This is a genomic window from Pseudomonas sp. MWU12-2029, assembly GCF_023242425.1.
In the GTDB taxonomy this organism is placed as follows: Bacteria; Pseudomonadota; Gammaproteobacteria; order Pseudomonadales; family Pseudomonadaceae; genus Aquipseudomonas; species Aquipseudomonas kribbensis.
Genome location: NZ_JALJDY010000001.1, coordinates 80571 through 93776, shown reverse-complemented (window position 1 = coordinate 93776; position 13206 = coordinate 80571). Strand labels below are relative to the sequence as shown.

The 13206-nt window shown below is 62.8% G+C and carries 8 protein-coding genes; 5 read left to right on the top strand and 3 right to left on the bottom strand.

Annotated elements, in window-relative coordinates; genetic code table 11:
• The first annotated feature begins 5 nt into the window (after positions 1 to 5).
• The 4 genes from M5B44_RS00435 (at position 6) to M5B44_RS00420 (ending at position 8619) form a co-directional block, all read left to right on the top strand.
• A complete protein-coding gene (locus M5B44_RS00435; RefSeq protein WP_248737929.1) occupies positions 6 to 3089 on the top strand; it encodes an efflux RND transporter permease subunit in 3084 nt (1027 codons plus the stop codon).
• The gene (locus tag M5B44_RS00430; RefSeq protein WP_248737928.1) at positions 3079 to 6201 is read left to right on the top strand and encodes an efflux RND transporter permease subunit; all 3123 of its coding nucleotides are present in this window, start codon (positions 3079 to 3081) and stop codon (positions 6199 to 6201) included. The genes M5B44_RS00435 and M5B44_RS00430 overlap by 11 nt, the downstream gene beginning before the upstream one ends.
• On the top strand, positions 6202 to 7638 hold the full coding sequence (locus M5B44_RS00425) for an efflux transporter outer membrane subunit (RefSeq protein WP_248737927.1): 1437 nt from the start codon (positions 6202 to 6204) through the stop codon (positions 7636 to 7638).
• Between the two features lie 66 nt (positions 7639 to 7704).
• Positions 7705 to 8619, top strand: a complete 915-nt coding sequence (locus M5B44_RS00420) for a DUF808 domain-containing protein (protein ID WP_134825915.1) — start codon at positions 7705 to 7707, stop codon at positions 8617 to 8619.
• A 64-nt stretch (positions 8620 to 8683) separates the two neighbouring features.
• On the opposite strand, the gene M5B44_RS00415 is transcribed toward M5B44_RS00420, so the two are convergent.
• A complete protein-coding gene (locus tag M5B44_RS00415; RefSeq protein WP_085710534.1) occupies positions 8684 to 9472 on the bottom strand; it encodes a VacJ family lipoprotein in 789 nt (262 codons plus the stop codon).
• On the bottom strand, positions 9465 to 10763 hold the full coding sequence (locus tag M5B44_RS00410; RefSeq protein ID WP_085710535.1) for a serine/threonine protein kinase: 1299 nt from the start codon (positions 10761 to 10763) through the stop codon (positions 9465 to 9467). Before M5B44_RS00410 ends, M5B44_RS00415 begins: the two co-directional genes overlap by 8 nt.
• A gap of 223 nt (positions 10764 to 10986) precedes the next feature.
• Here M5B44_RS00410 and M5B44_RS00405 point away from each other — a divergent pair, with 223 nt between their 5' ends.
• Positions 10987 to 11355: a hypothetical protein gene (locus M5B44_RS00405; RefSeq protein ID WP_134825917.1), complete on the top strand. Its 369-nt coding sequence runs from the start codon at positions 10987 to 10989 to the stop codon at positions 11353 to 11355.
• Between the two features lie 122 nt (positions 11356 to 11477).
• Here the strand turns inward: M5B44_RS00405 and M5B44_RS00400 are convergent, their stop codons facing one another.
• Positions 11478 to 13073, bottom strand: coding sequence for a beta (1-6) glucans synthase (locus M5B44_RS00400; RefSeq protein WP_248737926.1), 1596 nt, complete (start codon positions 13071 to 13073; stop codon positions 11478 to 11480).
• Positions 13074 to 13206: the final 133 nt, after the last annotated feature.

Here is a 13206-nt window from a genome sequence, read left to right as displayed (position 1 = left end):
AGCCCATGAACGTCTCGCGCCCCTTCATCGAACGCCCGGTGGCCACCACGCTGCTGATGGTCGCCGTACTGTTGCTCGGTCTGCTCGGTTATCACTTGCTCTCGGTGTCGGCGTTGCCGGAGGTGGATTACCCGACCATTCAGGTGTTCACCCAATACCCCGGCGCCAGTCCCGAGGTCATCAGTTCGTCGATCACTGCGCCGCTGGAACGCCAGCTCGGCGAGATGCCGGGGCTCAAGTCGATGAACTCCACCAGCTCCGACGGCGCCTCGGTGGTGACCCTGCAATTCGATCTGTCGCTGTCGCTGGATGTCGCCGAGCAGGAAGTGCAGGCTGCGATCAACGCCGCCGGCACCTTCCTGCCGGCGAACCTGCCGTACCCGCCGGTCTACAGCAAGGTCAACCCGGCCGATGCGCCGGTGCTGACGCTGTCGCTGACCTCCGACGTGTTGCCGCTGACCAAGGTTGAAGACCTCGCCGACACGCGGCTGGCGCAAAAGATTTCGCAGATCACCGGCGTCGGTCTGGTCACCCTCAGCGGCGGTCAGCGCCCGGCGGTGCGGGTCGAGGCCAACACCTCGGCGCTGAACAGTCTGGGGCTGTCCCTCGATGACCTGCGCACCTCGCTGGGCACGGCCAACGTCAATCAGGCCAAGGGCAATATCGACGGCAAATATCAGGCGTATTCGATCGGCACCAACGACCAGTTGCAGTCCGCCGAGGAGTACCGCGATCTGGTGATCGCCTACAAGAACGGCGCGCCGATTCGCCTGTCGCAGATCGCTTCGTCGACCCAGGGCCCGGAGAACCCCCGGCAAGCGGCATGGACCGACAGCACGCCGTCGATTGTCCTGAATATCCAGCGTCAGCCCGGGGCCAACGTGATTGATGTGGTCGACCGCGTGCAACAACTGCTGCCCAAGCTGCGTGCCAGCCTGCCCGCGACGCTGAAGGTCAACGTGCTCACCGACCGCACGCAAACCATCCGCGCTTCGGTCACCGACGTGCAATACGAACTGGCGGTGGCGGTGTTGCTGGTGGTGATCGTGATCTTTCTGTTCCTGCGCAACGTGGCGGCGACGATCATCCCGGCGGTGACCGTGCCGTTGACGCTGGTCGGCACCCTGGCGGTGGCCTACGCGGTGGGGTTTTCGCTGAACAACCTGACGCTGATGGCGCTGACCATTGCCATCGGTTTTGTGGTCGATGACGCCATCGTCATGATCGAAAACATCACCCGCTACATCGAGGCCGGCGACTCGCCGATGCAGGCTGCGCTCAAAGGCGCGGAGCAAATCGGCTTCACCATCATTTCGCTGTCGGTGGCGCTGATCGCAGTGATGATTCCGCTGCTGTTCATGGGCGATGTGGTGGGCCGGCTGTTTCGCGAATTCGCCATGACGGTGGCGGTGACCATCGTCATCTCGGCGCTGATCACCCTGACCCTGACGCCGATGATGTGTTCGCGGATGCTCAAGCACAAACACGAGGAACGCCGGGTCGATTTCTTCGACCGGGTCAACGGCTATTACGTCAAAGGCCTCGACTGGGTACTGCTGCATCGCGGGCTGACGCTGATCTCGGTGGTGCTCACCGGGCTGCTGACGCTGTTGATCATCGTGATCATGCCCAAGGGCTTTTTCCCCGAGCAGGACACCGGGCTGATCCAGGGCATTTCCCAGGCCTCGCCGGGCATTTCCTTCCAGCAGATGCAGAGCGAACAGCAGCGGCTGGCTGCGCGGATTCTCAAGGATCCGGCAGTGGCGAGCCTGTCGTCATTCGTCGGCATCGACCAGACCAACCCGACGATCAATCAGGGCAACCTTCTGATCAACCTCAAGCCCCACGGCGAGCGCGACAGCAGCGCAGCGGTGATTCGCCGGCTCTCCGACGCCAATGCCGACGACGCCGGGATTCGCCTGTACCTGCACAGCGTGCAGGACCTGACGCTGGACGCCACGGTCTCGACCACCAGTTACCGTCTCGGCCTGCAAGCCACTGACCCGGGCGAACTGGAAACCTGGACCAACAAGCTGCTGGCGGCGATCAAACAGGACCCGATGTTCACCGACGTGCAAAGCCAGGCGATGCAGTTCGGCAATCAGATCCAGCTCAACTTCGACCGCGCCACCGCATCGCGTCTGGGCATCACGCCGCAGGCCATCGACGACGTGTTGTATGACGCTTTCGGACAGCGCCAGGTGTCGACCATCTACACCCAGCTCAACCAGTATCACGTGGTGATCGCCACCGACCATCCGCCACACAATCTGGCGGATCTGTTGACCGGGCTCTACGTCGACATTCCCGGCGGCGGGGTGGCGCCGCTGTCGAGCATGGCGACGATGCAGGTGATTCGCGCGCCGGTAACCATCAATCGTCTGGGACAGTTTCCCTACGCCGATGTCTCGTTCAACCTCGCCCCCGGCCAGACCCTCGGCGCGGCGGTGACACGGCTCAAGGACATCGAAACCCGGGCCGGCCTGCCGCTGTCGGTGCAGGCCAATCTGGAAGGGGCGGCGGCGACGTTTGAGGCGTCGTTGTCCAATCAGGTGTTTCTGGTGCTGGCGGCGATCATCGTGGTGTACCTGATGCTGGGGATTCTCTACGAGAGCTTCGTGCACCCGGTGACAATTCTCTCGACCCTGCTGTCAGCCGCGCTCGGCGCCTTGCTGGCGTTGCTGATCACCGGCACGCAGTTCGACATCATCGGTTTGATCGGCATCGTGCTGCTGATCGGCATCGTCATGAAGAACGGCATCATGATGGTCGACTTCGCCCTGGAGCTGGAGCGCAAGGGCGGGCTCGATCCGGTGGCCGCGATCCGTCAGGCCGCCGAGCTGCGTTTCCGGCCGATCTTGATGACCAGCATGGCCTCGCTGTTCGGCGCGGTGCCGTTGGCGCTGGGCACCGGGATCGGCTCGGAGCTGCGCCATCCGCTGGGGATCGCGATCATCGGCGGGCTGTTGCTGAGCCAGTTGCTGACGCTGTTCTCGACCCCGGTGATTTTCCTCGCCATGCATGGCCTGGAGCAGCGCTTCACCCGGCGCCGTCCAGCGGCGGCCGAGGCCTTGCGCGATGAACCTTAGCGCGCCGTTCATTCAGCGCCCCATCGCCACCACGTTGCTGGCGGTCGGGCTGGCGCTGTTCGGCGTATTGGCGTTCAACCTGCTGCCGGTGGCGCCGCTGCCGGAGGTGGATTTCCCGACCATCAGCGTGCGCGCGTCGTTGCCCGGTGCTGACCCGAGCACCGTGGCGTCATCGGTGGCGACGCCGCTGGAGCGCCAGTTCGGGCAGATCGCCGGGGTCACCGAAATGACCTCGTCCAGTTCGCTGGGGGCGACCCGCATCACCTTGCAGTTCGACCTCAATCGCGACATCGACGGCGCGGCGCGGGACGTGCAAGCGGCGATCAACGCAGCGCGCAGCAGCCTGCCGAGCGACCTGTCCGGCAACCCGACCTACCGCAAGGTCAACCCGGCCGACTCGCCGATCCTGATTCTCAGCCTGACTTCCGATTCGGCGACCCGTGGCCAGATGTACGACGTGGCCTCGACCCTGCTCGAGCAGCGGCTGTTGCAGACCACGGGTGTCGGCGATGTCACGGTGGGCGGCGCGGCGCTGCCGGCGGTGCGCATCGAGCTTAATCCGGACCGGCTCAATCGCTACGGCGTCAGCCTGGAGCAGGTTCGGCAGGTTATTCAGGCGTCCAACGTCAATCTGCCCAAGGGCACGGTGTCGGTCGGCGATCAGTCCTATGGCCTGAAGGCCAACGACATGCTCTATCAGGGCAGCGATTACGGGCCGCTGGTGGTCAAGCAACGCAACGGCGATCTGGTGCGCATCTCGGACGTGGGCGACGTCACCGAGGATGTCGAAGACCTGCGCAACTTCGGCCTGTCCAACGGCAAACCGGCGGTGTTGCTGGTGGTGTTCAAGCAGCCCGGGGCCAACGTCATCGACACGGTGGATGCGGTGAAGGCCGACCTGCCGTTCCTGCAGAGTTCGATCCCCTCGGCGATCAAGATCAACATCCTGATGGACCGCACCACCACCATCCGCGCCTCGCTGCACGACGTGGAAGTGACCCTGCTGATTTCGATCGCGCTGGTGACGCTGGTGACCTTCGGTTTCTTCCGCGACTGGCGCAGCACGCTGATCCCGGCCATCGTCGTGCCGCTGTCGCTGCTCGGCACTTTCGGGGCGATGTATTTTCTTGGCTACAGCCTCAACAACCTGTCGCTGATGGCGCTGACCATTTCCACCGGGTTTGTTGTGGACGATGCGATCGTGGTGGTCGAGAACATCATGCGACATCTGGAGAAAGGTGAAAGCCGCGTGCAAGCCGCTCTGGCCGGGGCGCGGGAGGTGGGTTTCACGGTGATGACCATCAGCGTGTCGCTGGTGGCGGTGTTCATTCCATTGCTGCTGATGGGCGGGGTGGTCGGGCGGTTGTTTCGCGAGTTTTCGATTTCGCTGTCAGTGGCCATCGTGATTTCGATGCTGGTGTCGCTGACGGTGACGCCGATGCTGGCCAGCGTGCTGCTGCGCACTCAACAGCAGAGCGGCAACGGCGATGATCATCCGGATTCGTACTTTCACCGGTTCTACGACCGCACGCTGGGTTGGGTTGTCGAGCATTCGTTTTTGATGGGCCTGCTGACGCTGCTGGTGATCGTGCTGGCGTGCGTGCTGTATGTGCTGGTGCCCAAGGGTTTCTTTCCGCAGGAAGACACCGGGCGCATGTCCGGCAGCATCATTGCGGCGCAAAGCATTTCCTTCGGGGCGATCCAGTCGAACTTCAGCGAGATCAATAAAAAGGTCTTGAGCAATCCGAACGTGGCGACCGTCGGCGGGTTTGTCGGCGGCGGTGGCGGGATCGGCGGGGCGGTCAACAGTGCGCAATTGTTCATCACCCTCAAGCCGCTGGCGGATCGCAAGGACGGCGCCGATCAGGTCATCGGCCAGATTCGCCACACCCTCGGCGACATGCCCGGCACTCGCCTGTATCTGCAATCGGCGCAGGACATCACGGTTGGCGGCCGGCAGAGCGGGGCGCAGTACCAATACACGATGACCGCCGACGACCAGAGCACCCTCGATGAATGGGTGCCGAAAGTCGTCGCGGTGCTGCACGGCTTGCCGCAATTGACTGATGTGAACACCGATCAGCAGGACAACAGTCTGATGTCCAGCGTGACGGTCAATCGCGACGCTGCCGCCCGGCTCGGGGTCAGCATGTCGGCCATCGACCAGACGCTGTATGACGCCTTCGGCCAGCGCCAGGTGTCGACCATTTACCGTTCCGCCAACCAGTACCACGTGGTGATGGAAGTGGCGCCGGCGTACTGGGCGTCCCCGGCGACCCTGAAGAACATTTACGTGCCGGTGGGCACCGCAGCGGTCACGACCAAGGGCGCTGCGGCAGCGCCGAACCTGAATGCCAAGGTCTCGCAGACGCTGGTACCGCTGTCGGCGCTGGCTGATTACTCCGTGGGGCGCACGGCGATTTCGATCAGTCATCAAGGGACTTTTCCGGCAGTGACCGCGTCGTTCAACCTCGCGCCGGGCGTCTCCATCGGCCAGGCAACGGCCCTGGTGGACAATGCCGTCAAACAATTGCGCATGCCGGCCAGTGTGGTCGGGCAGTTCGCCGGGACGGCGCAGGTGTTCCAGTCTTCGGTGGCCAGCGAGCCGTTGCTGATCGTCGCGGCGCTGCTGTCGGTGTACGTGGTGCTGGGCATGCTCTACGAGAGCCTGGTGCACCCGCTGACGATTCTTTCGACCTTGCCGTCGGCCGGTGTCGGCGCGCTGATCGCTTTGCTGCTGACCGGCACTGAACTGTCGATCATCGCGCTGGTGGGGGTGATTCTGCTGATCGGGATCGTCAAGAAGAACGCGATCATGATGATCGACTTCGCCATCACCGAGCGCCGCGAATTCGGCCTGAGCGCCAAGGACGCGATCCGCCGCGCCTGCCTTATCCGCTTCCGGCCGATCATGATGACCACGCTGGCGGCGATCCTCGGTGCACTGCCGCTGGTGCTGGGCAGCGGTTATGGCTCGGAGCTGCGCCGGCCGTTGGGGATTTCGATCATTGGCGGACTGCTGTTCAGCCAGTTGCTGACGCTGTACACCACGCCGGTGATCTACCTTTGGCTGGACCGGGCGTCGCAGCGCCTGAAGCGTAAGGAGCGATAAATGAAACGTCGCCTGTTTCCCGTGGGTGCCAGCCTTGTGCTGAGCCTGTTGCTGAGCGGTTGCATGGTCGGCCCGGACTATCACAAGCCAGCGATTGAATTGCCGACTTCGTTCAAGGAAGGCACCCAATGGCAGCGCGCCCGGGCCAATCCGCAAGGCGCGTTGGACAGCCAATGGTGGCGGATCTATCAGGATCCGGTACTCAACAATCTGATCGAGCGCTCCGCCAAGGCCAACCAGTCGATCATCGGCGCCGAGGCGGCGTATCGGCTGGCGCAGGCGCAGGTGGCGTCGAGCCGTGCCGGGTTGTGGCCGACGGTGGGTGTGGGTTTGTCCGGCGCTCGCGGTGTTGGCGGCGGGGCCAGCGGCAGCACCACCAGCGGTTTGACCGGCAGCAGCGGCAGCACCGTCGAACAAACGGTCAGCGCCACCCTGACGGCCAGTTGGGAGCCGGATCTGTGGGGGCAGGTGCGACGCGGTATCGAGTCGAGCCAGGCGTCGCTGCAATCCTCCGACGCGCTGCTGGCCGGTGTGCGGCTGTCCATCGGCGCCAGCGTGGCGACCAATTATCTGGGGCTGCGGCAACTGGATATCGACATCGACCTGTTGCAGCAACAGCATGCCATCAATCAGCAATTGCTGACGATGATCCAGGCGCAAACCGTTCAAGGCACGGCGACCAACGATCAATTGCTGGTGGCGCAGGATCAGCTCAGTACGGTGATCACGGCGCTGCAAACCGCCCAGCGTTCGCGGGAGCAGGCCGAACATGCGCTGGCGGTGCTGGTGGGCATGGCGCCGGCGCAGTTCGATTTGCCCAAGGCCGCTGACTATCGCTTCACGACGCCGATGCCGCCGCCGGTGCTGCCGTCGAATCTGTTGCTACGTCGACCTGATGTGGTGTCCGCCGAACGTCTGGCAGCAGCGGCCAACGCGCGGATTGGCGTGGCCGAAGCGGCATTCTTTCCGACTCTGAGCCTGACCGCCGAAGGTGGCTTCCGGGGTTCGGCGCTGGGCGGCCTGTTCTCTGTGCCCAACCGCATCTGGACTCTAGGGCCGGCGCTGGCGGAAACCATTTTCGACGGCGGTGCCCGGCAAGCGGCCAAACAGGAAGCTGAAGCCACTTACGATCAGGACGTGGCCACGTATCGCGGCACGGTGCTCGGGGCGTTGCAGAACGTCGAGGACAATCTGTCGGCGATCAATCATCTGCATATTCAGGCGCAAGCCTTTGATCAGATGTTCCAGCGCAATCAGCAGTTGTTCGGCAGTCAGCAGGCGCAGCAGCGGGCGGGGACGGTCAGCCAGCAAGCGGTGCTGACCCAGCAATTGGTGCTGTTGCAGGCCGAGCAGAATCTGCGCGATACCCAGGGCTTGCTCAGTCAGGGCAGTGTCGCGCTGTTCCAGAGCCTGGGCGGTGGCTGGCAGGTGCCGTAGCCTCTCGCTCCCTTGAGTGGCGCACGGTATGCTGCGCGCACTTTTTTACACAGGGAAGCCTGACCCATGGCAGGAAGCAGTTTGCTGGTGCTGATCGACGACATCGCCACCGTTCTGGATGATGTGGCGTTGATGAGCAAAATGGCCGCCAAGAAGACCGCCGGGGTGCTCGGCGATGACCTGGCGCTCAATGCCCAGCAAGTCTCGGGCGTGCGCGCCGAACGGGAAATTCCCGTGGTGTGGGCGGTGGCCAAGGGCTCGTTCGTCAACAAACTGATCCTGGTGCCATCGGCGTTGGCGATCAGTGCGTTCGTGCCGTGGCTGGTGACGCCGCTGTTGATGGTCGGCGGCGCCTATCTGTGCTTCGAGGGCTTCGAGAAACTCGCGCACCCACTGCTGCACGGCAAGGATGAAGATCAGGCCGAACATGCGCAGCTGACCGAGGCCGTGGCCGATCCTGCGACCGATCTGGTGGCCTACGAGAAGGACAAGATCAAAGGCGCGATCCGCACCGACTTCATCCTCTCGGCGGAAATCATCGCCATCACCCTTGGCACCGTGGCCGAGGCTTCGCTGACCCAGCAAGTGATCGTGATGTCGGGCATCGCGGTCGTCATGACCGTGGGCGTCTATGGTCTGGTGGCCGGCATCGTCAAACTCGATGACCTCGGCCTGTGGCTGACCCAGAAGCCCGGCGCTGCGGCGAAACGCATCGGCAACGCGATCCTGCGCGCCGCACCGTACATGATGAAAGGCCTGTCGGTGATCGGCACGGCGGCGATGTTCCTGGTCGGCGGCGGCATCCTGACTCACGGCGTACCGGTGGTGCATCACTGGATCGAGAGCGTTGCCGCAGCGGCGGGCAGTGCAGGGTTTGCAGTGCCGGTGTTGCTCAATGGCGTGGCGGGGGTTGTCGCGGGGGCGGTGGTGCTGGCTGTTGTGTCGGTCGTCGGCAAGCTCTGGAAAGCCCTGAAGGGCTGATTGACGGCTCAATAAAAAAGGCCATTCGATACCCATCGAATGGCCTTTTTTGTGGCTGCCGGTGTTACTCGGCGATCTGCAGCTTGCGCGATTCGGTGTACACGTAGCGCACCTTCTCGTACTCGAACGGCGAGTTCATCTGACCGTAGCGGAAGCGGGTCTGATAACGCTTGTCGACCGCACGCAGCGCCCAGATTTCCGGGTGGTTTTCGCTGACTTTCGACACGTTCAGGTAATTGATCGCCGATTCGGCGGTGTAGTCCACGGCCAGGCCGGCGGTGTCGCGGATGTTCGACGGGCCGAGGATCGGCAGTACGAAGTAGGCGCCGCCCGGTACACCGTAGAAGCCCAGGGTCTGGCCGAAGTCTTCGTTCTGGCGCGGCAGGCCCATGGCGGTGGCCGGGTCCCACAGGCCGGCGATGCCGATGGTGGTGTTGAGCAGCAGACGCGCGGTGGTTTCCATCGAGCGCTTGCCCTTGAACTGTAACAGGCTGTTGACCAGGTTCGGCACGTCGCCAAGGTTGTTGAAGAAGTTGCTCACACCGGAGCGCACGAAACCGGGCGTGACGTAGCGATAACCATCGACCACCGGCAGGAACACCCATTGGTCGAAGCGGTAGTTGAAGTGGTAGACCCGACGGTTCCACGACTCCAGCGGGTCATACACGTTCAGCGCGTTGAGCGTCGAGCGCTCGAACTCGCGCTGGTCCAGCCCCGGGTTGAACTTGAGTTTGGACAGTGGCTCCTTGAAGCCGTCACTGTCGACCACCACCGGTGCGTTGGCTTTGCTGTTGTCGGCCTGGGCCACGCCTGCACAGAGTAACGCTGCAAACAGCAGGAGATATTTAGCCACGGAAGAACTCCAGCATGGCGTCGCTGTTGACGCGGTAGTTAAGGTTGCCGCAATGGCCGCCCAGTGGATAAACCGTCAGGCGATCGCCGAAGGTCTTGCGCAGGAAACCGAGGTCGCCAGGGCCGAGGATCACGTCGTCGGCGTTGTGCATGACGGCGATTTTCGGGCTGTCGTGCAGGTAATCCTTGAGGGCGTACAGGCTGACCTGATCGATCAGTTGCAGCAGGCTGCCGCCGTCGGTGCGGGCGCGCCACATCGGGATCACTTGTTCGGTCAGGTAGCAGTCGAAGTCGCATTGCAGCGCACGCTTGAGGAACGGCGTGAGGCTGGTGCCTTCGGTGATCGGGAATTTCGGCGGGGTGATCAGGCCGCGACGGTTGATCAGGTCCGAAGTAAAGGCGATGTCCGCCGCCGAGAAGCGGAACGAGGTGCCGATCAGCATCGCCATCTGCTCGTTGCTCAGGTGCTGCTTGGACTGCTGGAAGTCATAGAGCAGTGCATCGTTGAGGTCGATGTAGCCTTTCTGCTGGAAGTAGCGGGTCAGTTTGGCCAGCACCAGTTCATAGAACGTGGTGCTGTTGTTGATGCCCTTGACCTCGGTCTGCACCAGCTTGTCGAGGTTGGTGATCGAGGTGTACAGGTTGACCGGCGGATTCAGCAGCAGGACTTTCTTGAAGTTGAAACTGCGGCGGGTTTCGTCCAGGTGGGCGACGAACGCTGCGTCCAGCGCACCGAGGCTGTAACCGCTGAGGTAATAGTCGGTGACCGGCACTTTCGGGTTTTGCGCACGCACGGCCTGCATCACCCGGTACATGTCTTCGGCGTCTTCCTTGGTCACGCCGGGAGTGGCGAAACGCGAGGCGGCGCTCATGAAGTCGAAACTGGTAGGGGAGGACAGCTGCACTACGTGGTAGCCGGCCTTGTAGTAGAGCTTTTTCAGGTATTCGTTGAGGCTGCTGTCATACCGCGCGCCGGTGCCGGCAATCAGGAAAATCAGCGGGGCTGCCTTGTCCTGGGTGGCGATGCGATAGGTGAGTTTTTTCACTGCCCAGAAGTTGTCCGGCAGGATGAACTCGCGTTCCGGACGCAGGGTGACGCTGCGGTCGGTCTGATTGATGTCGTCGTCCGACGGCAACTCCGGACGCAGGTCCGGCGGCGTGGTGGCGATGGTCGCTTCAAACGGGTTGGTCAGCGGATAGCCGTAACTGGCGGCGTCGATATCCACCGCCAGCGCGGACGCACTCAGGATAAGGCCGCCAAACAGGGCGGCGAAGCGCAAGGATCGGAGCATGAGTGAATCCCTTAAAGGAAGGTGCCGAATGAGGTTCGCAGGCTATGACCACTGGGTTAGCGCCAAAGTGCCATGCATCGGCACCAATCAGACGGAATTCGGGGTAATAGTAGCCGGACGATACACTTTGCGCGGATCGAAAGACCAGTTAAGAGTTGTTAGTTCTTGCACACGGCTGGCAGGCGATTAAGCTGGCCGCCGATTTCATCGATTGGAGTGCTCCATGTCCCGCCGCTTGCCCGTGATTCTGCTGCTCGTTCTGTTGCCGTTATGGCTGGCCGCCAGTTATGGCGCGCGTTATGGCTTCATGGAGGACGCGCAGTGGGTGGGCATCTGCGTTGACGAGGCGAGCCGCTGGGAATGCTCGGTGCGCTCGAACCTGGGCCTGATGATTCATTTCCAGATGCTCGGCTGGGCGGCGGTCGCGGCTGCCGTGATCGGTTTTGTCGTGCCGGGACGGGCAGGGTGGTGGCTGGCGGTGCTGGCGCTGGTGTTCGGGTTTCCGGCGCTGGCGTTGTACAACACCACGCTGGCGGTGTTTGCGGTAGTGATTGCCGGGCTGCGGTTGGTCAGAGAGTCTCGCAGCGTCTGACACTCAGTCATCGCGGGCAAGCCCGCTCCCACAGTGGTGCGTGGCGCACACAAAACCCGAGCTTGACTCGGTCACTGTGGGAGCTGGCTTGCCAGCGAAGAGGCCGGTTCAGCCTCTGAAGATCAGCGGTTGCGAACCCGCAGACAGCGCCACAACGCGGCCACCATCAACCCGCTGACCAGCGCCCAGCCCCAGGCCTGTTGGTTCTGCAAGCCTTCACGGAACAGCTGCGGCGCAATGCAGGCACTGATGATGAAGGTCAGCAGGGCAATTTCCCGGCGGGCCACCGGCACCGGGCGGCACAGGTAAACCAGTGCCGGCAGAATGAACGCCGCACTCGCGAAGCTGCGATAGCGTGGATCGAACACCATCTCCAGCACCATTACCGCTGCCGCAAAACCGGCCGCTGCAACCAGCCAGCCGGCGTGTCGTTCAAAGGCATTGAAGGCGCGTTCACGCCAGCCACTGCGGGCGCTCAAGGTCAGTGCGGCATGGGCCAGCACCAGCAGATTCAGCACAGTCAGCAGGCCGACCCATACCCATTCGCTGGCGAAGCGCGTGGTCAGCCATGCCAGGTTGGCCCAGGCGCCGATCGAGCAAGCGGCGAGGGCGCCAAGCAATGGCAGCACCAGCGCTGAACCCGTGGTGCGAACCCGGCCGCCAAGCGCCAGCGTGCCGAAGAAGATCAAGCCGCCGATTGCCAGCCAGCGCGACCAGTCAGGCACGTTCGACACCGGCCCGGCCAGCACGCCTTTGTCTTGGCGATCCGCATCGAACAGCCCCCAGTAACCGCCGACCGCACCTTCACTGCCGCGCTTCCACGGCTGGTCGAACGCTTCGATCAGGTTGTAATGCCAGCCCTGCTGTTCGGCCAGGGTGACAAAACCACGAATGAACCTGGCTTCGTTGACCCGGCTCGGCAGCGCAGTCTCACGCTGGCGACCTTCGCTCGGCCAACCGGTTTCGCCGATCATCACGTCCTTGGGCGCGAACTTGTTGCCGAACACCTGGCGCACATCGGCCACGTGTTGCAGGGCAGCGTCGATGTTCGAAGGATCATCTTCCCAGTACGGCAGCAAATGAATGGTCAGGAAGTCCACCGCCGGCGCGACTTCCGGGTGCTTGAGCCAGAACTCCCAGACATCGGCGTAGGTCACCGGTTGCTTGATATGGCTTTTGACTTTGTTGATCAGCTTCGCCAGTTGCGCACCGGTGACTTCCTTGCGCAGCAAGGCTTCGTTGCCGACGATCACGGCACTGACCACGTCCGGGTTGGCGTTGGCCGAAGCGATCAGCAGATCGACTTCTTTCTCGGTGTCCACCGGGTTGCTGTTGACCCAGGCGCCGATCATCAGCTTCAAACCATGCTTGCGCGCCAGCTCCGGCAGGGCTTCGAGGCCGGTCATGGAATAGGTGCGGATGCATTCGAAGCGGGTGGCGAGCAGGGCGAGGTCGGCGTCCATGCGCTCCGGGCGCAGTTTGAACGGCACGTCGAACGGCGACTGATCCTTGTCGAACGGCGTGTAGGAGGCGCACTGCAACTTGTGGGTCGGGGTGGCGACATCCGGCAGGATCACCGGTTTGCCGAGGCCGTACCAGAAGCCGCAAAGCGCAAACAGGCCGAGCAGGCAGGCGAACAGATAAGGAAGAAAAGGGAAGCGGGAGGATGCGGACATGGTCAGGCCGAGTGGCTGCAAAGCGACGCATGTTACCTGCATTTATAGAGGGGTTGGTGGCCTGCATGTTTTTGACATGCAAAGTTCGGGCGGATTGTCTGGCGTCAAATATTCAGACGCAGTTAATGGCTTTCTGATGTCGTTTCTCGTTGCTTCGAGGTCGCTGGCAGAGCAG